The organism is Shewanella carassii, assembly GCF_002777975.1.
GTDB classification, from domain to species: Bacteria; Pseudomonadota; Gammaproteobacteria; order Enterobacterales; family Shewanellaceae; genus Shewanella; species Shewanella carassii.
In genome coordinates this window covers 60,580-84,832 of record NZ_NGVS01000045.1, presented here as the reverse complement: position 1 = coordinate 84,832, position 24,253 = coordinate 60,580, and the positions used below count along the sequence as shown (strand labels likewise).

The following is a 24,253-nucleotide window of genomic DNA, read 5'->3' as shown; positions in this document are numbered from 1 at the left end:
TGTCGATTTCTCAATGTCTGTGAGTGTCCACACAGATTTGCTTGTTTATCTTGTTAAAGAGCAATCCCTTAGACGCTGTGGTCATCGGGTCAGGGCTGCGTATTTTACAGAACCCTTTTTCAGCGTCAAGCCCTTTTTTATCTGGTTTCGAGTGGGTGATGATTTTATCTTCACACCTTTGAAACCAAGGCTTCTTGCCAACTACTGAACTTGAATTTGAACAGTTATTTTGTTCTCGTTCGCCGTGTCAGTGGGAGCGCATTATAGGGAGCTTGAACTTTTGTGCAAGGGCTTTTTTCAGCATTTTACGATCTTTTTTGAGGTTATCGGGTTAGCCACAACTTAAACACTTTTTACTCCCAGAGTTATCCACATTTATGGTTTCCGGAGCCTTTTTAGACCTCCAAGCATATAATGATTTACTTTCCGGGCAGACAACTATCTTCAGAGTTTCACAGCAACTGGAGTAATAATTGACTTAGCGGTGGCGACGATAGACTAGATAGTCCACGCTGGTTTACATCTTTACTCCCGACAATATCCAGCTTCTGTCGAGTCGTTCTTTTCCAATATAGGTCTCCAATGTGTAAACCTATTTCAGGACGAGACACATATAAGAAAAAAGGCAATCCGAAGATTGCCTTTAATGACTTACAGTGTGTTAGCTCAGTTTGCCATGACACTGTTTGTATTTTTTACCTGAGCCGCAAGGACAAGGATCGTTGCGTCCAACTTTCTCACCCTCACGCACAACTGGAGTATGTGCCGCGACTTCAGCATCTTGTTCGGCTTCATTCAAAGCTTCAGACGTGGCGTGCTGATATTGATGTTGGATCCGCGCTTCTTCTTCACGGCGACGGGCTTCCATTTCATCTACATCTGATTGAGCCTGTACCTGAACCTTGGACAAAATACTGATCACATCGTGCTTGAGTGACTCCAGCATTTGCTGGAACAGCTCAAAGGACTCACGCTTATATTCCTGTTTGGGGTTCTTCTGTGCATAACCACGCAGGTGAATACCCTGACGCAGGTGGTCCATGGCCGCCAGATGCTCTTTCCACAAACCATCCAGGGTTTGCAGCATCACGGCCTTTTCGAACTGACGCAGCACCTCAGGGCCCACCATCTGCTCTTTGGCCTCATAGGCCTTGAGCCAAGATTCGATGATCCGCTCACGTAGCGTCTCTTCATGCAAATCTTCTTCTTTATCCAGCCACTCCTGCAGCGGCAAGTCCAGTACAAATTCCTGCTTGAGTCGCTGCTCGAGGCCGGGAACGTCCCAGAGCTCTTCAACTGACTGTGGTGGAATGTATTGATCGATAACGCCTGTGATCACGTCTTCCTGAATATTCTTGATGGTATCTTCAATGCTTTCGGCATCCATCAGTTCGTTACGTTGAGCGTAAACCACCTGACGCTGGTCGTTGGCAACGTCATCAAACTCCAACAGCTGCTTACGAATATCGAAGTTACGGGCTTCCACTTTGCGCTGGGCATTCTCAATCGCACGGGATACCCAAGGATGTTCGATGGCTTCGCCTTCTTCCATGCCCAACTTCTTCATCATGTTGGCAACGCGATCTGAGGCGAAGATCCGCATCAGGCTGTCTTCCATCGACAGATAGAAACGTGATGAACCCGCATCGCCCTGACGGCCGGAACGCCCACGCAGCTGGTTGTCGATACGACGGGACTCGTGACGTTCTGTACCCAGGATGTGCAAACCACCGGCGGCGACCACGGCATCGTGACGCTCTTGCCAGTCTGCACGGATCTTGGCGATCTGCTCCTCGGTTGGGTTTTCCAGTTCCTCAACTTCCGCTTTCCAGCTACCGCCCAAGACGATATCGGTACCACGACCGGCCATGTTAGTGGCTACGGTAACAGCACCACTACGTCCAGCCTGAGCAACAATTTCAGCTTCTTTTTCGTGGAACTTGGCGTTCAGTACCTTGTGAGGGATCTTTTCCCGATCCAACAGGTTGGACAGCAGTTCAGACTGTTCGATGGAAACTGTACCGACCAATACCGGCTGGCCGCGTTCACGGCAACCCTTGATGTCCTGGATAATGGCGGCGTACTTTTCTTTGGCGGTGAGATACACCAAGTCAGCCATATCGTTACGGATCATCGGCCGGTTGGTGGGGATCACTACGGTATCCAGACCATAGATATGCTGGAATTCAAAGGCTTCGGTATCGGCAGTACCTGTCATACCGGCCAGTTTTTCATACTGACGGAAGTAGTTTTGGAAGGTGATAGAAGCCAGAGTCTGGTTTTCATTCTGGATCTTCACACCTTCTTTGGCTTCCACCGCCTGGTGCAAACCTTCAGACCAACGACGCCCCTGCATGGTACGGCCAGTGTGCTCATCGACGATGATCACTTCGCCGTCCTGCACTACATAATCGACATCCCTCTCAAACAGGGTGTGAGCACGCAGCGCGGCGTTGACATGATGCAGCAGTGAGATATTGGCGGCCGAATAGAGTGAATCCCCTTCGGCCAGCAGGCCAGACTGGGTAAGCAGAAGTTCAATTTTTTCCTGACCGCGTTCAGTCATGTGAACTTGCTTGGCTTTTTCATCCACGCTGAAGTCACCCTCACCGACATAGTCGTCCGAATCTTCTTTATCCTGGCGGATCAGATTAGGGATCAGCTTATTGACCTTGATGTAGAGTTCAGAGCTGTCTTCCGCGGCGCCGGAGATGATCAGCGGCGTACGGGCTTCATCAATAAGAATGGAGTCGACTTCGTCTATCAGAGCATAGTGCAATGGACGTTGTACCCGCTCCTGCGGTGAAAACGCCATGTTGTCGCGCAGATAGTCGAAACCAAATTCGTTGTTGGTACCGTAAGTGATATCTGAGTTGTAGGCGGCTTTCTTTTCCAGCTGGCCAAGACCGGCAACGTTAACTCCGACTGTCATTCCAAGGAATTCAAACAGCGGGCGGTTAGTGTCGGCGTCACGGCGAGCCAGATAGTCGTTCACTGTAATAACGTGAACGCCCTTGCCGGTCAGTGCATTGAGATAAGCGGGCAGCGTGGCGGTCAGTGTCTTACCTTCACCGGTGCGCATCTCGGCAATGCGGTTACTATCCAGCACCATACCGCCTATCAACTGCACATCGAAGTGGCGCATCTCGAACACCCGCTTGGAAGCTTCACGCACAGTGGCAAAGGCTTCGGCCATGATGTCGTTAAGGGATTCCCCTTTTTCGAGTCGGTCACGGAACTCCTGGGTCTTGGCCTTGAGCTGCTCATCGCTGAGTTGCTCATATTCGCCTTCGAGCGCGTTGATCTTGTTGACTATTTTGCCCAGGGCTTTAAGGGTGCGGTCGTTACGACTACCAAATACTTTTGTCAGTAATTTACCTAACATCTGAATCACTTATTCTGTTGTAGGCCAAGCCTCTTGCGAGTCTGGCGGCCAGTTCCAATTAACCTGCTTTGCGGTAGACGTACTTCTTGGGATCTATCTGCTGTCCACCCCGCAACACTTCGTAATGCACATGAGGTCCTGTCGAACGCCCAGTGCTTCCCATGGTGGCAATTTTCTCGCCCTTGGCGACCACGTCACCTACAGTTACTGACAAAGCTTTATTATGACCATAGCGGGTGCGCAATCCGTTACCGTGATCTATCTCCACCAACTCACCATAGCCAAACATATTCCCGGCCCATGTCACCACACCACCACCGGTGGCGATCACATCGGCTCCTTCCGTACCCGCAAAGTCTATGCCTTTATGCACAGTTCTGCGGCCATTGAAAGGATCATTACGTAAACCGTAGGGCGAAGATAACCAACCTTTATTGATTGGCCGCCCTGATATATAACGCTCTTCATCTATATGGAGATTGGAAGCCACTGTTTCAAGCAGTGACAACTGAGCATTATTACTATCAATTCCTGATGCCAGCCGATCCATATCGGAGATCAGCTGCTCCAACTCTATGCTGGTACCCAGCTCGCTCAAACCGCCAATACCTACCTCGGCGCCGAAATCGAACTGTTCTTCAAGTTGGTAATTCTGGGCAAGAGTTTGCCCGAGAGCCTCAAGCCGGGTCAGTTTGGCCTGCATTCTGGCGACATGAGCCACCAAGGTTGCCAACTGAGTTTCGGTTGCTTGCTTGAGATCTTTGACTTGTTTCTGTTGCTGCTCACGAGCCTGACGCTCGTTGTCGACGTTGGCCTGTTGCGACTCAAATCGCTCTGCGTTGTATTGATAGAGCCCTGTGCCCGCAGCGAGGAGCAAAATAGGCAACAGCAACCAGCGTTTGCCCGGTTGCCAGCGCGTCACGCCATTCCGACCTTGAATAAAAACTGTTACACTCATAGCCTAATTCAGCCATCTTATTATCATAATGAAGAAGCTCCCTCAGCACCTCAGCCAATTACTGCATCAGTCGGGACGTTTGCCCGATCTGGCCGAGAAAGCGGAGCTTTTGTTGTATCTGAACCAGCATGTCAAACAACTGCTGTCAGGCCCTGTCAGCGAACAGCTGAAAGTCGCCAATCTGCGCCAAAGTGTGTTGGTTATTGAAACCCCTTCCGCCGCATGGGCCGCCAGGATTAACTTCCAAAAAACCAAACTTCTCGCCCAACTTCAGGCAGAAACGCTCCCAATGCTTACCGCTATTGAGGTTAAAGTCAACCCGGCACTGGCAACATCGGGGGCAAAACCCCAAGTGGTTCACAGACAGTTGAGTGAAACCGCGGCTTCACATATTAATGCTCTGGCCGAACACACAGAAGGTGAGCTGGGCCAGAAACTAAAACGGCTGGCTGCATTAGCCAGCCGTAAAAGGCAGTCCTAGTTTTACGATTAAGCCATCACCACATTGGATGGCATCATAAAGCTGACAGGCACATCCGCTTCTTTTTCGAAGCTGACCAACTCCCAAGCATCCTGCTGGGCAAGCAGAGCCCGCACCAACCGGTTGTTAAGAGCATGCCCAGTCTTGTAGGCACAGAATTCTCCGACTATGGCGTGACCCGCCACATACAGGTCACCAAACGCATCCAGAATCTTGTGCTTAACAAATTCATCCTCATAACGCAGGCCATCGGGGTTGAGGACACGATATTCATCAAGCACAACCGCGTTTTCCATACTGCCGCCTAATGCCAAGTTGTTGGCACGCAGGTACTCGATATCACGCATAAAACCAAAGGTTCTGGCGCGGCTGATATCTTTCACAAAGGCAGAAGAGGAAAAATCCATCACCATATGTTGTTGACTACGGGCAATTTCAGGGTGATTGAAGTCAATAGCAAAATCGACTCTGAAACCTTTGAAGGGTCGCAGTTCAGCCCACTTATCACCGTCTTCAACACGCACTGTGTGCTTGATCTTCAGATATTTCTTGGCCGCTGACTGATCTTTGATCCCCGCGCTTTGCAGCAGGAATACAAAGGGGCTGGCACTGCCGTCCATGATGGGGATCTCGGGAGCATCCACTTCAATAACGGCATTGTCGATACCCAGGCCCGCGAGTGCCGCGAACAGATGCTCAATCGTTGAGATGCGAACACCTTCATCATTGACCAGAGCCGTACACATAGTCGTTTCACGCACCTGCTCTGCCTTGGCAGCAATCTCCACTGCCGGCTGCATATCGGTGCGCACGAGTACGATCCCTGTATTGACTGGTGCGGGCTTGATAGTCAAAGTCACCTTATTGCCGGAGTGCAAACCGACACCGGTGGTCTTTACCATTTTTTCAACAGTTCTTTGAAAAATCATTTAGTTACCCGTATTCATCTCAACAAAAAGCCCTGCCTTTGACGATAAAATCCACACTCGTCAGGCGCAGCTGGTCGGATATCCTAGCATAAATCGATAAATTCACAAAAATTTACCAGCCTTCACTTCCAACAAAGCAAAGGGAATTTTCCAATTTACACCCGCGATACCCGCCAGTATCAGTCGGCTTGCTTACGCAAAAACGCCGGAATATCCAAATAATCAAGCTCGTTCTTGTGCGGGTTAGGCGCAGGCTGAGACGCCGGAACCGCATTCCCTTTAGTGGAAACAGGCACGATAACCTCTTCCTGGGTCGCATAAGTATCGACCTTAGGTTCAACCACAGGTTCAGGACGTGGAGCAGGTTTAGATACCAATTGAATGTCAGGTTTTCTTTCCGAACCTATGCCGGTAGCAACCACAGTGACTCGCAACTCATCGCTCATCTCAGGATCGATTACAGCACCAACAACTACGGTCGCATTGTCAGAAGCGTAAGCCTTGACGTGGTTACCCACAGTCTCGAACTCTTCGATGCTCATATCCATGCCAGCAGTGATGTTGACCAGTACGCCGCGGGCGCCAGCCAAGTCGATATCTTCCAGCAGTGGACTGGCAACGGCCGCTTCGGCCGCTTCTTCGGCGCGATCTTCACCACGAGCAACACCCGTACCCATCATGGCGTTACCCATTTCGGACATAACGGTTTTCACGTCGGCAAAGTCGACGTTAATCAGACCGGGACGGGTGATCAGCTCGGCGATGCCCTGCACCGCACCTAAGAGTACGTTATTGGCTGCTGCGAAGGCATCCAGCAATGACGTGCCACGGCCCAATACCTTGAGCAGCTTCTCGTTAGGGATAGTGATCAGCGAGTCAACATGCTTGGCCAGCTCGGCGATACCCTGATCGGCATAGGCCATACGCTTCTTGCCTTCGAATGGGAAAGGCTTGGTGACCACGGCCACTGTCAATATCCCTTCTTCGCGAGCAATCTGCGCCACCACAGGAGCGGCACCTGTACCCGTACCTCCACCCATACCGGCAGCGATGAAGATCATATCCGAGCCCTTGATGGCTTCACGGATATTTTCACGATCTTCTTCGGCAGCGGCGCGGCCGACTTCCGGGTTAGCACCGGCACCCAGGCCCTTGGTGACATCGCGCCCCAGCTGAATTGTTGTGCCCGCGGCAGACTTACGCAGTGCCTGGGCATCTGTATTGGTGGCAACAAACTCAACACCTTCGATGTTGTGTTTCACCATATGTTCGACGGCATTACCACCGCCGCCACCGACGCCGATGACCTTTATCACCGCCTCGTCAGAATGAGTATCCATGATCTCAAACATGGTTGAATTCTCCGTATTACCTGCGTTTACGTAAGTTAAAACTCACCTTTAAACCAGCTCTGAACCCGATTCCAGAGACTGGTCACCCCTTGACGCTCGGGTCGTTCAAACTGACGTTCGATAACCCTGCGCGCGCCGTAATGTAACAGCCCAACACCTGTGGAGTAGATGGGCTGATCCACATATTCATACAAACCTTTCACCGGCAGCGGTGATGCTACCCTGACCGGCATGCCGAACGTGGCTTCGGCAACATCCACAGCCCCTTCGATAGAGGCGGTACCACCGGTCAACACTATGCCAGCGGCAATTTGATCTTCCAGGCCACTGTCCTTGAGCTCTTTGAATACCAACTCGAACAGTTCCTGATATCTGGGTTCAACCACCTCGGCCAGAGTATGGCGCGACATGGTTCTTGATGGTCGGCCACCCACGGACGGCACTTCTATGCTGTCTTCACGGCTCACCATGGAGCTGCGGGCACTGGCATGCTGCACTTTAATCTGCTCGGCATGCGACAGCGGCGTACGGAAAATTTTGGCGATATCACTGGTTACCTGGTTGCCGGCCACCGGCACCACGGCGCAGTGACGCAGAGCGCCATTGGTATACACAGCGATATCTGTGGTGCCGCCACCGACATCTACCAGACAAACACCCAGATCTTTTTCATCATTGGTCAGTACCGCATCGGCCGAAGCGATACCGGAAAACACCAGGTCGTCCACCTTGAGGCCACAGCGTTCAACACTCTTGGTGATGTTCTTGGCCATATCATTGGCGCAGGTGACTATATGCACCTTGGCTTCCATCCGCATGCCGGACATGCCGATAGGGCTGCGGATCCCTTCCTGAACATCTATGGCATATTCCTGCGGCAGTACGTGCAAAATGCGGCGCTCGGTGGGGATCTTCACCGAACGGGCCGTGTGGATGACGTTATCTACATCTTCCTGGGTCACCTCTTCATCATTGATGGAGACCATGCCGTTTTCGTTCTGACAGGCGATATGCTTGCCGGAAATGCTCAAATACACCGAAGACACCTGACAGTCTGCCATCAGCTCGGCCTGATCCAGGGCCCGCTGCACACTGCGCACGATAGAATCGAGGTCGTTGACCCCGCCTTTATCCATGCCGCGCGATGGATGATTACCCAGGCCGACGACACTGATTTCGCCATCGGGCAAGACTTCACCTATGATCACAGCGACCTTGGAGGTCCCTATGTCCAATCCGACGATCAGATTTCTATCTTGGTTCTTGGTCATTAATTAACGGCTCTCTTCTTGTGCATCTTCCCAGCCTACAGCCAGACCCGTGTCATAGCGTAGATCCACTCTGGCGACACTCTTTTCCTGTTTAACCAACTCCGGATACACATTGATAAAACGCTGTATCCGCGCCATCTTGTCCTCTCGCCCCAACGCCAGCGTAATGCCATTGCCCAAAGTCGCCTCCCAGGCATGTCTCGGGCTGAGACTCAATCTATCCAGCTTGAAGCTGTTTATCCGCAACAGTTCATCCATCTGCCTAAAGGAGGTCAACACCTCATGCGACATCGACTCTGGTCCCGCCAACCAAGGTAAATCTTCTAACCCGGGTTGTGGTGGCGCCAGGAACACCTCTCCGTGTTCATTGAGCCATTCATCCTGATTCCAATGCGCTACGGCAACCTGTTCCTGCAGATAAACCTTCAGCTTGGCCGGCCATTCACGCCGAACCGAGGCCCGGTATACCCAAGGCAGAGCTTCCAGCGCCTGCTGCACTTCAGTCACATCAGCGCTGAAGAAACTACGCTGCATCAAGTCCTGCAAGGCGCCACGGATTTCCGCATCCGTGGTGTATTGGCGCTCACCTTTTATCGCCACAGCCTCAATGGGCAAGGCCTCGGCATCATTCAGCACCAATCCCAGCTTCCACGCCGCCATGCCGAATGCCACCAGTACCAACAACAGGAAACAGATCCCGCTGCAGAGATACCAATTGACTCCGGCAAGCCTTTCACGGCTCTTTTGCCACCTGTCCTTCAGCGCCATGGTCGATGCCTGTTAGGTCGGTGGAAAACCGGCCATTATATAGAGCTGGCTTTCTTGGTCAAAAGATACTGTTTTCAAACCATTAACTGGTGAAAATCTATTCAACAATCGCATCTTTCTGCTCACTGTGAAACCCCAGCTTATTACTCGCCAGCTGCCTTGCCAGGGCGCCGATATTGCCGGCACCTTGAGTCATCAGCAGGTCGCCGCCCTTGAGTACATCCGGCAGTATTTCTTGCAACTGCTCTGGCGTAGCGACATAGATAGGGTCGACCTGCCCCCGTAATCTGATGCTGCGGCACAGCGCGCGGCTGTCGGCTCCCGCGATAGGCGCTTCACCGGCGGGATAGACCTCCAGCAGCAATAGACCATCGACCTGAGACAATACCTCGACAAAATCCTCGTAGAGATCCCGGGTGCGGCTATATCTGTGAGGCTGATAAGCCATCACCAGGCGCTTATTCGGCCAACCGGCGCGAGCCGCCTTGATAGTGGCGGCGACTTCGCTGGGATGATGACCGTAATCGTCGACTAACATCACTTCACCCTTGGGAGTCTCGAAGGCCCCCAGATGCTGGAAGCGGCGACCAATTCCCTGGAACTCCGCCAGCGCCTGCACTATGGCGGCATCTTCTATGTCATCTTCGCTAGCCACAGCGATTGCCGCCAAGGCGTTCAGCACATTGTGCCGTCCCGGCAGATTCAGCAGCAGTTCCAGGTCATCCCGCCCCTTGCGGCGCACGGTAAAACGGCATTGATGCCCTTCCTGGCTGAAGTTGAGCGCCTGCACATCGGCCTCGTCGCTGAAACCATAGGTCACCATGTGGCGACCAATACGCGGCATGATCTCTTTCACCACAGGATCATCGATACATAGCACGGCCACGCCATAGAACGGCAGGTTATGCAGGAAGTCGACAAAGGTGGTTTTCAACTTTTCGAAATCACCACCATAAGTATCCATATGGTCGGCTTCTATATTAGTTACCACACTCACCATAGGCTGCAGATGCAGGAAGCTGGCATCACTCTCATCGGCCTCGGCGATAAGGTAACGGCTGTGCCCCAAGCGAGCATTGGTGCCGGCACTATTGAGCAGACCACCTATCACAAAGGTCGGATCCCGCTCGGCCTGGCCATAAACACTGGCGATAAGGCTGGTTGTAGTGGTCTTGCCATGGGTGCCGGCAATCGCCACCCCATGACGGTAACGCATCAGCTCGGCCAGCATCTCGGCACGGCGCACTATCGGAGTGCGGCTGGCTCTGGCGGCCGCGACTTCCGGGTTATCCGCTTTAATCGCGGTGGAAACCACCACCACATCAACGTTAACCACAGCATCGGCACTGTGGCCGATAATGATGCGAGCACCCAGCGCTGCCAAACGTTCGGTCACGGCATTTTCGGCAATATCCGAACCACTGACCTGATAACCTTCGTTGACCAGAACCTCGGCAATGCCCCCCATGCCTGCGCCACCTATGCCAACAAAGTGAATGCGACGCACCCGGCGCATTTCCGGGATCATGGCGCGAAGCTGGGCGTATTTCTCTGCTCTGTTATTCATCTATTTCCTTTCTCTGCCAGTTCGATACAGACTTGGGCGACTTTATCGGTCGCATCCAGCACGGCGGCCGCTCTGGCTCTTTGCCCCATCAGGGCCAATTCATTTCTATCGCTGCCAAGCAGGGCTAGCTTATTTGCCAGCCTGGGCACATCGACAATCGGTTGCGGCAACAGGAAGGCCGCGCCCGCATCCACCAACACCTGGGCGTTGCGAGTCTGGTGATCATCCACCGCATGGGGATAAGGCACCAACAGGCTGGGCAGGCCAACGGCCGACAGCTCGGAAACGGTTAACGCTCCGGCGCGGCAGATGACCACGTCGGCCCAGCGATAGGCGGCTTCCATATCATCGATAAACTCAGCCACTTTGACTCTGCCGTCCTGCCCCAGTTGCTGATATTCAGCTTCCACCGGCGCCTGATTACCCTTGCCGACCTGATGCCAAACCGTCACCAACTGCGACTTGCTGACCTCGGCGACCACGGCCGGCATAAGGTCGTTGAAGACCTTGGCACCCAAACTGCCACCGACGACCAGAATTTTCAGCGCATCCTGATGCTGGGCTCTGGGCTGTCCACCCAGAGTGATAAGCTCCTGGCGAATAGGGTTGCCCACTACTTCGGCCTTACCCGGTTCGAAGGTGTTGGCAAAGGCGCACAGCACCTTAGTGGCGATACGGGAAAGTAACTTATTGGTCATCCCCGGAATGGCGTTTTGCTCATGCAACACCAACGGAATACCGCTGAGCTTGGCGGCAACGCCGCCCGGACCGCTGGCAAAGCCGCCCATGCCCAACACCACATCCGGCCGAAATTCGCGGATGACCCTGCGCGCCTGGATAATCGAGCGCAACACCTTGAAAGGCGCCGCCAGCTTGCGCACTATGCCGTTGCCACGCACGCCTTTAATGTCGATAAAATCTATGTCAAAGCCGTGCTGAGGCACTAAACGCGCCTCCATCCGGTCCGCCGTACCCAGCCAACGCACCTGCCAGCCCTGCTGTGCCAGGCGTCTGGCCACTGCCAACGCCGGAAAAACGTGACCGCCGGTACCACCGGCCATCACCAAAATACGTTTGTTATTCACATTATTACCTTTCATGACTTCAGCCTCCCCTGCACCGCCTGGATAAGGCTGAGACGCCGCTCATGATCTATCCGGATCAGCATCATGACCGCAGCCGTCATCACCCAGAGGCTACTGCCGCCATAGCTGATAAAGGGCAGAGTCAGCCCCTTGGTCGGCAAAATGCCTATACTGGCGCCCACGTTCACCACAGTCTGAAAACAGATCCAGATCCCTATGGCGTAGGCCAGATAACCTTCAAATGCCCGGTCCATGGCCAGACATTGACTGCCCAGACGAATCGCCCGCAGCGCCACAAACAGCAATACCGCCAGCACGGCAACTATGCCGACAAATCCAAGTTCTTCCCCTATAACGGCGAAGATAAAGTCAGTGTGCGCCTCCGGCAGGTATTCTAGTTTCTGGATACTGTTGCCAAGCCCCTGACCAAACCAGTCACCACGGCCATAAGCCATCAGCGACTGAGTCAACTGGTAACCACTGCCGAACGGATCCTGCCAGGGGTCGAGGAAGGAGGTCACCCGCCGCATCCGGTAGGGTTCCAGCAACACCAAAGCCACAAAGGCCATGATCCCGGTCAGGATCAGCGCAAAGAAGTCCAGCAAACGGGCGCCGGCCAGAAACAGCAGCCCCACGGTGCCGACAAACAGCACTACAACAGTCCCCAGATCCGGTTGCATCAGGATCAAGAAGGCATAGACGGCAAAAACCGCGATCGGCTTGTAAAAACCCTTGGCGTTCTCACGCACTTCCTGATGCCGCCTGACCAGATAACCGGCCATGTACACGGCAAATGAAAACTTGGCTATCTCGGCCACCTGGATTCTCACCGGCCCCAGAGACAGCCAACGGGTCGCCCCGTTTACCGTGGTGCCTACTATCAATACCGCCACCAACATGACGCCGACCAGCAACAACATCAGTGGACTCAGTTGCTGCCAGCGCTGCATCTCTACCTGCAACACCACGGCGGCGATCACCACGCATCCCACCAGATAAAACAGATGCCGGGTCACAAAGTGAAACGGATTACCTGTCAGGCTCTGGGCTTCCGGCATAGAAGCCGACATCACCATCACAAAGCCAAAGGCGATAAGCGACAAAACGGCAAGCAGCAAACGCCGGTCATACAGTTGCATGCCCTGCGCTTGCTTCTCACCGAACCAGTTGGGCCAGCGCCACTTGAGGCTGGTCCCGAACAGGCTGAGTTGTCGCTCCTCACTGCTCATCCAGTGCCTCCACCAGTTGGCGGAAATCATCGCCCCTGGCCATAAAGTTGCTGTACATATCTAGGCTGGCGCAGGCCGGTGACAATAAGACTATGTCTCCGGAACTCGCCAGCTCGGCGGCCTTGCTCACGGCTTCTGCCATGGAGCCGACCTTGATGGCGTCCTCTTTCAGTGCCGCTATCTTGTCACCGTCTCGCCCCAGGGTAATAAGGTGAGTCACTGTACCCAGCGCACTGGCTAACGGCCGGAAATCGGCTCCTTTACCATCGCCACCTGCGATCAGGATCACATCACCGAGATAGTCACTGAGCCCTTCTAGAGCCGCCACGGTAGCGCCCACATTGGTGGCCTTGGAATCGTTGAGCCAAGTGGCGCCATTCTTGACGGCTACCAGTTCACATCTGTGCGGCAGCCCCTTGAACTCGCGAGCCACTCTGGCCATGGCTTCCTTATCTACTCCGGCCGCATCGGCCAACGCCATGGCAGCCAGCAAGTTGGAATGGTTATGGCTGCCAAGCAGCGCCACATCCATTAGATTCATGATTTCACTGCTGCCGTGGAAAATCTTGCCATCGGTGATCCCCCACTCATCCCCTTCGGGGTTACCCAGACCAAAGCTATTGTTGTTCATGGGTGACATGGGCTGCGTTTGCGGATCATCCCGGTTGAAAATCGCCAGTCGGCTCAGCTCATAGAGCCGCAGTTTGGCCTGACGATAGGCTTCCAGATCGCTGTATCTGTCCATGTGGTCTTCAGAAATATTCAGGCAAGTTGCCGCCAAACATTTGAGACTATGGGTCGTTTCCAACTGGAAACTGGACAGCTCCAGCACATAGTGACTAACGTTTTCGCCCAAAAGCTCCAGCGCCGGTACCCCTATATTGCCGCCGATAGCCACCTGCTTGCCGCCGGCTTTGAGCATTTCACCGACCAGGGTAGTCACTGTCGACTTGCCATTGGAGCCGGTAATCGCCAGCACACATGGGCCCTTGTCAGCGATAGCGCGAGCAAACAACTCCACATCGCCAATCACTTCTATGCCCATATCCAACGCCGCCCTAACCTCAGGAGTATCCATGGGAACTCCGGGGCTAATAATAATCTGCTCCGCCTGCACCAAACCACGGCAATCAAAACCACCGAAGCAAAACTCCAGATCCGGAAACTCATTTTTCAGCGCCTCGGCACCGGGTGGATTGCGGCGACTATCCATCACCATAGGGGCAAGCCCCTGAGCCACCAGATAGCGCACCACAGACAAGCCTGTGGCCCCCAATCCCAACACTATGTGCGAACAGCGACTCATCATGACTGCTTACCTCAACTTCAGGGTGGCCAATCCCAGCAGAACCAGGAACAAGGAGATAATCCAGAAACGCACTATCACTCTGGGCTCGGGCCAACCTTTCAATTCATAGTGGTGGTGTATGGGTGCCATGCGGAAAATCCGTTGGCCACGCAGCTTATAGGATCCAACCTGAAGGATGACTGACACAGTCTCCATTACGAATACACCGCCCATGATCACCAGCAAGATTTCCTGGCGTACCAGCACCGCCATGGTGCCGAGCGCCGCTCCCAGTGACAGCGAACCCACGTCGCCCATAAACACTTGCGCCGGATAGGTGTTGAACCAGAGGAAACCGAGACCGGCGCCGACTATTGCGGTGCAGACGATCACCAACTCACCGGCGCCGGGCAGATGCGGAATATGTAAGTAGCCGGCAAATTGCGCATGGCCAGAGAGGTAAGCAACCAATGCAAACGCGGCTGCCACCATGACGGTCGGCATAATGGCCAAGCCATCGAGGCCATCGGTCAGGTTCACCGCATTGCTGGAACCCACTATGGTGAAGTAGGCCAAAACAACGAAGAACAGCCCCAGTTGCGGCATCACATCCTTAAAGAAAGGCACCACCAGCTGGGTTTCACCTGGCAGAGATGCGGTCGCGTAGAGATAAAAGGCCACCGCAATCGCCGCCAGCGACTGTAAAATATACTTCCAGCGGGCCACCAGCCCCTTGGGATCCTTACGCACTACCTTGCGGTAATCATCGAGGAAACCGATAAGGCCAAAGCTGCCCAGAACGAATAACATCACCCAGACATAGCGGTTACCGAGATCGCCCCACAGCAGGACACTGATAAAGATCCCCGCCAGCACCAGCAATCCCCCCATGGTAGGGGTGCCGCGCTTACTGAAATGTGACTCGGGGCCATCGTTACGCACCACCTGGCCTATCTGCAAGACTTGCAATCGCTCGATTAGCTTGGGCCCCCACCAGAGTGCGAAGCTGAGGGCGGTCAACAACCCCAGAATCGCTCTGAAGGTCAAATAGGAAAACACGTTAAACCCGGTATAAAACTGGGTTAGATACTCCGCCAGATACACCAGCATCTACACTAACTCCCCACGCCCGAAGGCTGCTTTAAGGGCCTCGACCACACGTTCCATACGCATGCTGCGTGACCCCTTGACCAACACAGTGACACTCCCTGGCAACTGATTGATATATTTGATTAAACTTTCCACCAAACACTCCTGGGTATCCAGGTGTTCCGTACCGAATCCCTGGCTGGTGTTCCGGGTTAATTGACCGCAGCAAAACAGGGCATCTATCCCGGCTTCGTGGGCATATTCGCCCAACTCGCGATGCAAAAGGGGGGCATTGTCGCCTAATTCCCCCAAATCGCCCAGCACCAGAATGCGATTTCCGTGAATTTCGTGAAGCCAGTTGATCGCAGCCTTGACCGAGGCCGGATTGGCGTTATAGCTATCGTCTATCAGCTGCACCCGCCCAAGCTCAGAGGGTAGCATGCGTCCCTTGACCGGCTGCATCTGCTGCAAGCCGGAGATAATGTTTGCCATATCCAGGCCCAGCGCCAGGCAAACCGAAGTTGCTGCCAGAGCATTGGCCACCTGATGTCGTCCGGCCAGCGGCAGCGCCAGCGGATACTCCTGCTGCTGCCAGCAAAGCGTGCAGCGATAACGCCCCGAGGCATCGGCCTGTAGATCTTTGGCTGTCAGTTCGGCTGCTGCGTCAATGCCATAGCTTAACTGACGGTAGCCTAACGCAGCCTGACGCATTACCTCGGCGAATCTGTCATCGGCATTGATAATGGCGCAGCCGTCTGGGGCCAGGTGATTGAAAATCTCGGATTTGGCCGCCGCCACACCGGCCTCTGAGCCAAACCCTTCGAGATGAGCGCTGGCGACATTGTTCACCAGGGCAACATCCGGGCGCACTATGGCCGAGGTGTAATTAATTTCACCCTTGTGATTGGCGCCAAGCTCAAATACCGCATATTCGTGTTCAGGCTCCAACCGCAAGGCTGTCAGCGGCACGCCTATGTCGTTGTTGAAGTTACCGGCGGTGTAGAGCACCTTGGCATGTTGCGACAATATGGTCGCCAACATCTCCTTGACGCTGGTCTTGCCGTTGGAGCCCGTCAAGGCAACGCACTTAAGTGATACCAAGCGGCGCACCATGGCCGCCAGTTGTCCCAGTGCCTGATGAGGGTCGGCCACCAGCAGCTGCGGCACATCGAGTGCCAATTCACGGCTGACCAGGAGCGCTGCGGCGCCATTTTTGACCGCCGTTGGCGCAAACTCATGGGCATCGAAGCGCTCTCCCTTGAGGGCGATAAACAAACCTTGGGTGCCTATATCACGGCTATCTGTGCTGACACTCTCAATCAGCTGCTCTGCGGCAGTTGCCGGAATCAACTTGGCATTCAGCGCCGTGGCTATCTGTTGCAGGGTTAAAGGGATCATGCCTTGCCTCCGCTAAGTTCCAGCGCCAAGGCCCGCTCATCATAGTGATGACGGCTTCCGGCCACTTCCTGATAGGTTTCATGCCCTTTACCGGCCAATAAGATCACATCTCCCGCCTCGGCCTGGGCGCAAACCTGTTTAATCGCGGTCACCCTATCGACACAGGAGAATGCCACCTCGGGGCGAGTCAGCCCGGCCATGACTTCATCAATGATGGTTTGTGGCTCTTCGCTGCGAGTATTGTCACTGGTGACCATCAAGCGGTCGGCAAAAGCCTCGGCGGCGCGGGCCATCAGCGGCCGCTTGCCCTTGTCACGATCGCCACCGCAACCAAAGACACACCAGAGGCGGTTGTCGGTATGCAACCGCAGCGCCTTGAGCGCTTGCTCCAGCGCATCCGGGGTATGGGCATAATCCACCACCAGCGAAAAACCTATTCTCGATGGGAAACACTCCATCCGTCCGGGCACGGGCTTCAGGGCCGGTGACAACGTCAGCAGCTTTTGCAACGGATAACCCATGGCATAAAGCGCCGTCAGCGCCGCCAACAGATTGGAGAGATTGAATTCGCCCAGCAGCGGGGTCTCCAGCAGGCCTTTACCTTCCGGCCAGTGGATCTCGGCGCGTACGCCCTTGGCGTGATATTGAGGATTGACAGCAACAACTGCCGCTCTGGGATCTTGTTTAATGCTATAGCCGAGCAGCTTGGCCTTGGGCAGTTCCTCGAACCAGGCCTGCCCTGTGGCGTCATCCAGGTTAATCACCGCGTGTTTGAGACAGGCAAACCGCATCAGCCTCAATTTGGCGGCGGCATAAGCCTCCATGGTCAGGTGGTAATCCAGATGATCCCGGCTCAGGTTGGTAAACACAGCCACTTCAAAGGGCGCGGCTTCTACCCGCCCCTGCACCAAACCGTGGCTGGACACTTCCATGGCGCAGACGCTGACATCCATCTGCTCAAAAGCCTTGAGCTGGGCCATCACGGCCAAGGCATCACTGGTAGTATTGGTCGCTTGCTGGAGTTCCCCCAGCAAACCGTTCCCCAAAGTGCCCATGACACCGGCCTTTTCGCCGAGCAAAGACACCCACTGGGCGATAAGCTGGCTGACGGAAGTCTTGCCATTGGTGCCGGTAATCCCCACCAGACGTGGCTTGACCGCATGAATGCCATAGAACTGGGCCGCCAGCGCCGATAGCTGTCGGCTCAATTGGAAAAAGTAAATGGTTAAGCCTTGTTCCCGTTCCACCTTGCCGTGGGCATCCGGATCGTCCGTATGCAGCAAGGCCGCCACAGCTCCCTTTTTGAAGGCAGCGGCAACATACTCCCGACCATCGGCCTGATGTCCGGGAACGGCCACGAAAAGGCCACCTTCAACCACTTTCCGACTGTCGAGACAGGGCTCAGCCACCGCCTCCGTGCCGGAGTAATGAAACCAGGGAGCCAGCAGATCCCGCAATAACATCATTCTGCTCTCCTAGGTACCTGAGCCAATTGCACGCGAGTATCATCACTCACAGGCTCCACATTCAACATCTGCAACGCGCCGGACATCACCTTGCCAAACACAGGTGCCGCCACCACGCCGCCGTAATATCTGTCCCCTTTGGGCTCGTTGATCACCACGACCATGGCGAGTCTGGGGTTATTGGCCGGCGCGACACCGGCAAACAGGGCGACATAATCATCGCCATAGCCACCGGCTACCGCCTTACGACTGGTGCCTGACTTACCGGCAACCGGATAGCCTTCAATGTGCGCCCGGGTACCTGTGCCGCCCTTCTCGGTCACGCCCACCAGCATGTTGATCACATCGCGGGCCACGTCCGGGGCTATCACCCGGGTGCCTTCCGGCGGTTGCTTCAGTTTAAGAATCGATACCGGGTAAAGCATGCCGCCGCTGCCCAGAGTGGCGTACATACGCGCCAACTGCAGCGGGGTAGCGGTCAGGCCATAGCCGAAGGACAGCGTCGCCCGTTCAAAGTCAGACCATCTGTGTCTGTCCTGCACCAAACCGGCACTCTCGCCGGTCAGGTTGATCCCTGAATAGTTGCCGAGCCCCATGGACTGATAGGTGCCCAGCAGTTGCTGCACCGGCATTTCCAGTGCCAACTTACTGATCCCCACGTTACTGGACTTGATCAAAATCTTCGCCAGCGACATATCACCATAGTTGCGAGCATCCCGCACCTGCCGACCACCGATACGCATCCAACCGGGTGATGTCGGGATCAGCTCATCGCTCTTGACGATTCCGGCTTCCAGCGCAGCCACCACCACAAAGGGTTTCACCGTCGAACCCGGCTCGAAGGTGTCTGTCAGGGCGCGGTTACGCATCCTGTGGCTCTGCAGGTTTTCCCGCGAGTTGGGGTTATAGGAGGGGGTGTTGACCATCGCCAGCACTTCACCCGTGTGCACATCCAGCACCACCACAGAACCGGATGTTGCTTGGTTCATTTCGGTGGCACGCTTGAGCTCACGGTAAGCCAACTGCTGAATACGCTGATCTATGCTGAGCACCAGATCATTGGGGCTCTCGCCCTCCTGGATGATATCCAGCCGCTCAACCACCCGGCCGTCACGGGACTTGCGCACCTTCTGCTTGGAGGGAGTGCCGGTCAGCCAGCTGTTGTAAGTGTTTTCAATGCCTTCGATGCCGACATCATCGATATTGGTGATCCCGACCAGCTGAGCGCTGATCTCACCGGCAGGATAGTAACGGCGTGATTCAGACTTGAGGTAAATACCGGGTAGCTTCAACTGCTCGATATAGTGCGCTACCGCGGGGGTAACTTGGCGCTTGAGATAGGTAAAACGTTTCTTGGGGTTGGACTGTACTCTTGCCAACAGGTCATCCAGCGGCTCGTGCAATACATCGGCCAGCGCCCGCCAGCGGCGCATATCATTGAAGCCATCCTTGTCGTGAACCACCTTGGGGTCGGCGTAGACGGCACGCACAGGCACGCTGACGGCCAGCATCTCGCCGTTGCGGTCGGTAATAAGCCCTCTTTGCACCTCGTTGGAGGTGGTGCGCAGAGTGCGCATATCACTCTCGTGACGCAGTTTTTCCGGTTCTATCACCTGGATGTAGGCGGCGCGTCCCACCAGTGAGACAAACAACAGGCAAACAAAAGCCACCACCACCTGCAGTCGCCAGTGGATCAGTTGGGGCTTTTGAATCCTTTTAGCCTGTTTTCTCATGGAAGTCTCACTACCACCTCTTCATTGGGTAAGGGCCTTATCATGTCCAATTCCTTGGTCGCAATCCGGGTTATCCGGCTATGCTCAGCCTGTGACTGTTCTTCCAGTAACAGGTTGCGCCACTCGATATCCAGGCGATCCCGTTCCTGTAACAGCTTGTCCAACTCACTGGTTTGGGTACGGCTGATGTGGCTGGTATATACCACGGCAACCGCATTCCCCAACACCAGCATGCCCAGCAAGAGGATCCATTTGTGCTGCCAAAGATCCCGCAGCACTATGCGCGCCAGATTGAGTTGCGACTTACTCACCGCCACCTCAGTAGGGCAAACGCTCGGCAATTCTGAGTACAGAACTGCGTGCCCGGGCATTAACGGCAATCTCTTCATCCGACGGTTTCATCGCCTTGCCTATGGGCAACAGCTGCCGCGAGCGGTTGAGCTCGGCCTCGGTCACCGGCAAGCCGTAAGGCACTTCCTCACCTTTGCTGTGACGGCGGATAAAACGCTTCACCATGCGATCTTCCAGAGAATGGAAGCTGATGATCGATAGCCTCCCCTTGGGCGCCAGTACCTTCAATGCCCCTTCCAGCGCCTGATCTATCTGATCCAGCTCGCTGTTGATATAGATGCGAATCGCCTGAAACACTCGGGTTGCAGGATGCTTGTTGCGCTCTTTGTGTTTGGTGATCCTTTCGATCAAGCCAGCCAAATCTTTGGTGCGCAAAAACGGCTTCTCATCACGGTCGGCGGCGATGCAACGGGCAATATGGCGAGCGTTTTTCTCTTCACCATAGGTCTTGAACACCCAGGCCATATCTTCGACCTCGGCCCTGGCGAGCCACTGTGCCGCCGTTTGGCCCTGGCTGTTATCCATCCGCATATCCAGTGGGCCATCACGCAGAAAACTAAAGCCACGTTCGGCATCGTCCAGTTGCGGCGATGACACTCCGAGATCCAGCAAGACACCGTCTATCTTGCCCACTAGCCCAAGTTGCTCAACATAGTCGGCCAACTGGCCAAAACCACCATGGACTATGGAGAAACGCGGATCGTCAGCGAACTGTTTCGCGGCTTCAATGGCTGCCGGGTCTCTGTCGATGGCGATCAGCCGCCCTTGAGGCCCTAGGCGAGCAAGGATTTGACGTGAGTGTCCACCCCGACCGAAAGTGCCGTCGATATAGATACCATCTGGGCGAATATTGAGCCCGTCTACCGTTTCTTGAAGCAGGACAGACAGGTGGGCAAAGTTTTGGCTCATCACTCTCTTCTTTAATCTGGTCTCACTCATCAGAGTGAGAAATCGGCCAGCCGCTCACTGGCGGTCAATCCCTGGCTCTTAATCATCTCCAGGCTGTCGGCCAACTGCTGTTGCCAGACCTGCTCATCCCAGAGTTCGAATTTATTCAACTGCCCGACCAACATGGCCTTCTTTTCCAAAGAGGCGTATTGCCTGAGCGGCGGAGTCAGTAAAACCCGGCCGTTAGCATCCAATTCACATTCCTGGGCATAGCCCAACATCAGGCGTTTCATCGCCCGCTCCTGCGGTTGAAAATCAGACAAGCCGAGCAGTTTTTCGGCAACTTTGTTCCATTCGTTTACCGGATAGACCAACAAGCAGGGAGATTGGATATCCACAGTAATCACCAGCTTGCCCTGATGATCGGCATGCAAAGTCTCGCGGTATCGCGTTGGCATAGCGATCCGCCCCTTGGCATCCAGATTCAAAGCACTTGCGCCGGAAAACACGTGATCTCATCCTTGCTCAGTTAATAGATCCACAAATATCCACAAATTCCCACAGATGCTAAGTTTAGGGACAGTCAACAAGGATTGTCAAGCAATGCAAACTCGAATAAAGCCAGTCGCCAAGCGGGTTAGCAGCGTGTCACAACATTTTTTGAACAGCCGAATTCCAAGTGGCAAAAAGTGGTGCCATCGCTATCGGCAGTGGAAAAATTCAACACTGACAGGGGAGATTTTCACAGTGAAAAGAAACGATTGTGGAGAAGTTTCCCGGATCCGGGCATATGGGAGTGCGATCCAGTGCAAACTTCTATGAGTGTAAAACTCGCTCAGGATAAACCACCAAAACCAAGATCCAGTCATACAAGAGGCTTAAATGATGTAAAAATGTTAAGCAATATTTTACTTCTATTATTGCCAGCCTAGCAGACAAGGCGCATCCCCTGCCCAGGCATTTCACTCAAGCTTGCTGACCGCAGCAACATCAAAACATAAAATTAGGCTAATTTTTAGTCTAAAGCGGCCGATAATGGATATAACATAGACTCACAGGCAAACATTTGACCCGAGTAAGGTCATAGGCAATAGGGAACACTGATGGGATTGGACAGCATTTACGCCATGTTGGCGCGCCCGGTCAAGGCGGTATTTCAGCCCAAACGCGAAGTGGAGCAGGTCAAAACCAGCTCCGCCATAGCACCCGACAGCCACGAAGCCCCGCAATCGCAACTGCCTCCCGAAATAGACAAGCGTGAAAAAGTCGCTGATCGCCGCAAAGAGCAGAAAGGCTTTGCCCGCGAGCGGCGTAAACATAACCGCCGCCAGGAAGATGAAGAAAGGGATGAGTCCAGGGCGCAAGAAGAGGGCAAGGGTCAGATCATAGATATCGATGTCTGACCCTGCCGGTGAATGCCATTGAATCAAGGCGTCACAGCTGCGCCGCCACCCGCTGGCGTATCTCGGCCAGATTGGTTTCGCGAAGCAGTTTGCCATCCTCATAAACAGTTTGCAGCAGCCCCTGGGCTTCTTCAGTCACCGAAACATCGTCTCTCAGCACCAGCTCCCCGTCTTGCATAATCACCTGCAGTAGCCCCTTGGCGGAACGCTTTTGGTTATCTGTCTTGGGCGCCTTGAAAATCGCCAGCGGCTCGCCGTCTTTTATCACGTGAGTCGCCTTGACTGCCGAGCCATGGGTATCTCGGGTGACATACTGATAGCTGTATGAGCCAATCCCCAACACGACTTTGGAAGCAAAACCTTTATCCATCAAACGCTGCAGTATTTGTCGTTGGCGCTCGAGCGTGATGGCATCGCCATAGATGGCACCCACATGGCTATCCAATAGCTTGTATCCCTTGTCGGTCAAGGTGCCGCCAAAAATGTCCCACAGGCACTCGATAAGCCCCTTCACCTCGCAGGCCATCAGGGTTTGGCGCTGCAGACCGATAAACTCACCATGCCAACTTATCGCCTCATAACCGTTATCGGCCGCCTTTTGCAAGGCTTCATCCAGGCTGCATTCGCGAATAAGTGATTCAGGCGCCAACTTATAACCGCTGAGAATGGTCACAGGATCGCCGGAGTCGGGACGGATCACCAGGGTGCCGTCACGCTCGAGGATCTCCTGCTTGAGTTCAGGTAAGTATTGCGTCACCAGAGTCCAGAAATCCCAGGTATCGGACACCACACTGAGGATCCCCTTGGGGGACTGGGTCTGCATCAGATAACGGAAGAAGGCGATCTCCCCTTCGAGGATCCAGGAACAGGTCACCGAGTGCTCGGTGGCATCCACTGAGGCGCCGACCAACTCCTTATCGACATCGGCACCATAGTACTTCTCGGCAAACAGCACCGCCGGAATGGTGTCGGTTCCAACAAAACCGCTGGCTAGATGGCCAAAACCACTCATGGCGGCGGCCTGCTTACCGAACATGCCGCGAAAACTGAAGTCATGCCCCTGAAACGCTACCATCTCGGCGGGCAAGCCTGTCTTGTCGGCGAACTCTTTAAAAGTACGCAGGTAAGCAACGGCCGTGGTGGCACTGGTTTGTATCGGCCAGTTTTCACAACTGAGCACAGTTTCTATCATGTTGGTCAGCCAGGGGAAATCCGGATGGGTGTTGACTATGGTCAACGGCGGCACCAGATAAGGCACCAGAGTGCCCTCTTCCAACGCCTTGATCCTCAGCGGTAAATACCCAAGGTCGTGGAGTTTTTCCAGATAAGAAACATCGACGCTGTACCCCAGCATGGCACTGAGTATGCGCTTATGGGCGGCCACGGCCTGCGCCTTGGGCTGACGAAAGAAACTGTCCCACTCCTCCATCAAATAGCTCTTGATAAAATACTGCAGTCCAATAAAGGCGACTTTGTCATTGTCTGCTATGTTGGCATTGCGGCCGCTGCGGGAAGTGAAGTTGGCATACACCTCGGTCACCTGAGGATGATAGGCGCGACCATGAAACTCTTTGTAGACATCCTTCTGCATTGAGGGGGCGATGATACTCAT

Annotated in this window: 21 protein-coding genes; 3 read left to right on the top strand and 18 right to left on the bottom strand. The window is 54.3% G+C overall.

Going from position 1 to position 24,253, the window contains the following annotated elements:
• Positions 1-208 (top strand): hypothetical protein (locus CBE72_RS20345; protein ID WP_206191804.1); only part of this gene is annotated, 208 nt, incomplete at its 5' end.
• Positions 209-661: 453 nt separating this feature from the next.
• Here the strand turns inward: CBE72_RS20345 and secA are convergent.
• Together secA and CBE72_RS20010 are read right to left on the bottom strand one after the other, a co-directional pair.
• Complete coding sequence (secA, locus tag CBE72_RS20015; RefSeq protein ID WP_100146122.1) at positions 662-3,385, bottom strand: preprotein translocase subunit SecA; 2,724 nt, start codon at positions 3,383-3,385, stop codon at positions 662-664.
• Positions 3,386-3,443: 58 nt separating this feature from the next.
• Complete coding sequence (locus CBE72_RS20010; protein WP_100146120.1) at positions 3,444-4,343, bottom strand: M23 family metallopeptidase; 900 nt, start codon at positions 4,341-4,343, stop codon at positions 3,444-3,446.
• Between the two features lie 28 nt (positions 4,344-4,371).
• Between CBE72_RS20010 and CBE72_RS20005 the strand changes: the two genes are divergently transcribed.
• A complete protein-coding gene (locus CBE72_RS20005) occupies positions 4,372-4,824 on the top strand; it encodes a DUF721 domain-containing protein (RefSeq protein WP_025010897.1) in 453 nt (150 codons plus the stop codon).
• An 8-nt stretch (positions 4,825-4,832) separates the two neighbouring features.
• Here CBE72_RS20005 and lpxC read toward each other — a convergent pair whose 3' ends face one another.
• The 15 genes from lpxC to mraZ all read right to left on the bottom strand — a co-directional run bounded on the left by lpxC (position 4,833) and on the right by mraZ (position 21,747).
• Positions 4,833-5,753 (bottom strand): UDP-3-O-acyl-N-acetylglucosamine deacetylase, encoded by a 921-nt coding sequence (gene lpxC, locus CBE72_RS20000; RefSeq protein ID WP_100146118.1) that lies wholly within the window; start codon positions 5,751-5,753, stop codon positions 4,833-4,835.
• A gap of 179 nt (positions 5,754-5,932) precedes the next feature.
• Positions 5,933-7,105, bottom strand: a complete 1,173-nt coding sequence (gene ftsZ, locus CBE72_RS19995; RefSeq protein ID WP_100146116.1) for a cell division protein FtsZ — start codon at positions 7,103-7,105, stop codon at positions 5,933-5,935.
• A gap of 35 nt (positions 7,106-7,140) precedes the next feature.
• Positions 7,141-8,376, bottom strand: coding sequence for a cell division protein FtsA (gene ftsA, locus CBE72_RS19990; protein ID WP_039035199.1), 1,236 nt, complete (start codon positions 8,374-8,376; stop codon positions 7,141-7,143).
• A 3-nt stretch (positions 8,377-8,379) separates the two neighbouring features.
• Positions 8,380-9,144: a cell division protein FtsQ/DivIB gene (locus tag CBE72_RS19985; protein WP_100146114.1), complete on the bottom strand. Its 765-nt coding sequence runs from the start codon at positions 9,142-9,144 to the stop codon at positions 8,380-8,382.
• Between the two features lie 97 nt (positions 9,145-9,241).
• On the bottom strand, positions 9,242-10,711 hold the full coding sequence (gene murC, locus CBE72_RS19980; RefSeq protein ID WP_100146112.1) for a UDP-N-acetylmuramate--L-alanine ligase: 1,470 nt from the start codon (positions 10,709-10,711) through the stop codon (positions 9,242-9,244).
• Positions 10,708-11,811 (bottom strand): undecaprenyldiphospho-muramoylpentapeptide beta-N-acetylglucosaminyltransferase, encoded by a 1,104-nt coding sequence (gene murG, locus CBE72_RS19975; RefSeq protein WP_100146110.1) that lies wholly within the window; start codon positions 11,809-11,811, stop codon positions 10,708-10,710. The genes murC and murG overlap by 4 nt, the downstream gene beginning before the upstream one ends.
• Entirely contained in the window at positions 11,808-13,025 is a 1,218-nt protein-coding gene (gene ftsW / locus CBE72_RS19970) for a cell division protein FtsW (protein ID WP_100146108.1), read from the bottom strand. Before ftsW ends, murG begins: the two co-directional genes overlap by 4 nt.
• Positions 13,015-14,334, bottom strand: a complete 1,320-nt coding sequence (murD, locus tag CBE72_RS19965) for a UDP-N-acetylmuramoyl-L-alanine--D-glutamate ligase (protein WP_100146106.1) — start codon at positions 14,332-14,334, stop codon at positions 13,015-13,017. Before murD ends, ftsW begins: the two co-directional genes overlap by 11 nt.
• Before the next feature lie 6 nt (positions 14,335-14,340).
• Complete coding sequence (gene mraY / locus CBE72_RS19960; protein ID WP_100146104.1) at positions 14,341-15,423, bottom strand: phospho-N-acetylmuramoyl-pentapeptide-transferase; 1,083 nt, start codon at positions 15,421-15,423, stop codon at positions 14,341-14,343.
• Positions 15,424-16,800 (bottom strand): UDP-N-acetylmuramoyl-tripeptide--D-alanyl-D-alanine ligase, encoded by a 1,377-nt coding sequence (locus CBE72_RS19955; RefSeq protein ID WP_100146102.1) that lies wholly within the window; start codon positions 16,798-16,800, stop codon positions 15,424-15,426.
• Positions 16,797-18,266: a UDP-N-acetylmuramoyl-L-alanyl-D-glutamate--2,6-diaminopimelate ligase gene (gene murE, locus CBE72_RS19950; RefSeq protein WP_100146100.1), complete on the bottom strand. Its 1,470-nt coding sequence runs from the start codon at positions 18,264-18,266 to the stop codon at positions 16,797-16,799. The genes CBE72_RS19955 and murE overlap by 4 nt, the downstream gene beginning before the upstream one ends.
• Positions 18,263-19,999, bottom strand: coding sequence for a penicillin-binding transpeptidase domain-containing protein (locus tag CBE72_RS19945; RefSeq protein WP_100146098.1), 1,737 nt, complete (start codon positions 19,997-19,999; stop codon positions 18,263-18,265). The genes murE and CBE72_RS19945 overlap by 4 nt, the downstream gene beginning before the upstream one ends.
• A complete protein-coding gene (gene ftsL / locus CBE72_RS19940) occupies positions 19,996-20,310 on the bottom strand; it encodes a cell division protein FtsL (RefSeq protein WP_039035250.1) in 315 nt (104 codons plus the stop codon). The genes CBE72_RS19945 and ftsL overlap by 4 nt, the downstream gene beginning before the upstream one ends.
• A gap of 7 nt (positions 20,311-20,317) precedes the next feature.
• A complete protein-coding gene (gene rsmH, locus CBE72_RS19935; protein ID WP_039035208.1) occupies positions 20,318-21,259 on the bottom strand; it encodes a 16S rRNA (cytosine(1402)-N(4))-methyltransferase RsmH in 942 nt (313 codons plus the stop codon).
• A gap of 29 nt (positions 21,260-21,288) precedes the next feature.
• Positions 21,289-21,747 carry a division/cell wall cluster transcriptional repressor MraZ gene (gene mraZ, locus CBE72_RS19930; protein ID WP_100146096.1) on the bottom strand — a complete coding sequence of 153 codons (459 nt, stop codon included), beginning with the start codon at positions 21,745-21,747 and terminating at the stop codon, positions 21,289-21,291.
• 591 nt (positions 21,748-22,338) lie between these two features.
• Here mraZ and CBE72_RS19925 point away from each other — a divergent pair.
• Positions 22,339-22,641 (top strand): hypothetical protein, encoded by a 303-nt coding sequence (locus CBE72_RS19925; protein ID WP_167387706.1) that lies wholly within the window; start codon positions 22,339-22,341, stop codon positions 22,639-22,641.
• 31 nt (positions 22,642-22,672) lie between these two features.
• On the opposite strand, the gene CBE72_RS19920 is transcribed toward CBE72_RS19925, so the two are convergent.
• Complete coding sequence (locus CBE72_RS19920) at positions 22,673-24,253, bottom strand: nicotinate phosphoribosyltransferase (protein WP_100146091.1); 1,581 nt, start codon at positions 24,251-24,253, stop codon at positions 22,673-22,675.

Coding starts and splice junctions, on each gene's coding strand:
- CBE72_RS19955 (WP_100146102.1), bottom strand. CDS start 16,800: ATGATCCCTTTAACCCTGCAACAGATAGCCACGGCGCTGAATGCCAAG.
- rsmH (WP_039035208.1), bottom strand. CDS start 21,259: ATGAGCCAAAACTTTGCCCACCTGTCTGTCCTGCTTCAAGAAACGGTA.
- murE (WP_100146100.1), bottom strand. CDS start 18,266: ATGATGTTATTGCGGGATCTGCTGGCTCCCTGGTTTCATTACTCCGGC.
- CBE72_RS20010 (WP_100146120.1), bottom strand. CDS start 4,343: ATGAGTGTAACAGTTTTTATTCAAGGTCGGAATGGCGTGACGCGCTGG.
- murG (WP_100146110.1), bottom strand. CDS start 11,811: ATGAAAGGTAATAATGTGAATAACAAACGTATTTTGGTGATGGCCGGT.
- CBE72_RS19920 (WP_100146091.1), bottom strand. CDS start 24,253: ATGAGTATCATCGCCCCCTCAATGCAGAAGGATGTCTACAAAGAGTTT.
- secA (WP_100146122.1), bottom strand. CDS start 3,385: ATGTTAGGTAAATTACTGACAAAAGTATTTGGTAGTCGTAACGACCGC.
- ftsA (WP_039035199.1), bottom strand. CDS start 8,376: ATGACCAAGAACCAAGATAGAAATCTGATCGTCGGATTGGACATAGGG.
- murD (WP_100146106.1), bottom strand. CDS start 14,334: ATGATGAGTCGCTGTTCGCACATAGTGTTGGGATTGGGGGCCACAGGC.
- mraY (WP_100146104.1), bottom strand. CDS start 15,423: ATGCTGGTGTATCTGGCGGAGTATCTAACCCAGTTTTATACCGGGTTT.
- murC (WP_100146112.1), bottom strand. CDS start 10,711: ATGAATAACAGAGCAGAGAAATACGCCCAGCTTCGCGCCATGATCCCG.
- ftsZ (WP_100146116.1), bottom strand. CDS start 7,105: ATGTTTGAGATCATGGATACTCATTCTGACGAGGCGGTGATAAAGGTC.
- CBE72_RS19985 (WP_100146114.1), bottom strand. CDS start 9,144: ATGGCGCTGAAGGACAGGTGGCAAAAGAGCCGTGAAAGGCTTGCCGGA.
- CBE72_RS20005 (WP_025010897.1), top strand. CDS start 4,372: ATGAAGAAGCTCCCTCAGCACCTCAGCCAATTACTGCATCAGTCGGGA.
- ftsW (WP_100146108.1), bottom strand. CDS start 13,025: ATGAGCAGTGAGGAGCGACAACTCAGCCTGTTCGGGACCAGCCTCAAG.
- lpxC (WP_100146118.1), bottom strand. CDS start 5,753: ATGATTTTTCAAAGAACTGTTGAAAAAATGGTAAAGACCACCGGTGTC.
- CBE72_RS19945 (WP_100146098.1), bottom strand. CDS start 19,999: ATGAGAAAACAGGCTAAAAGGATTCAAAAGCCCCAACTGATCCACTGG.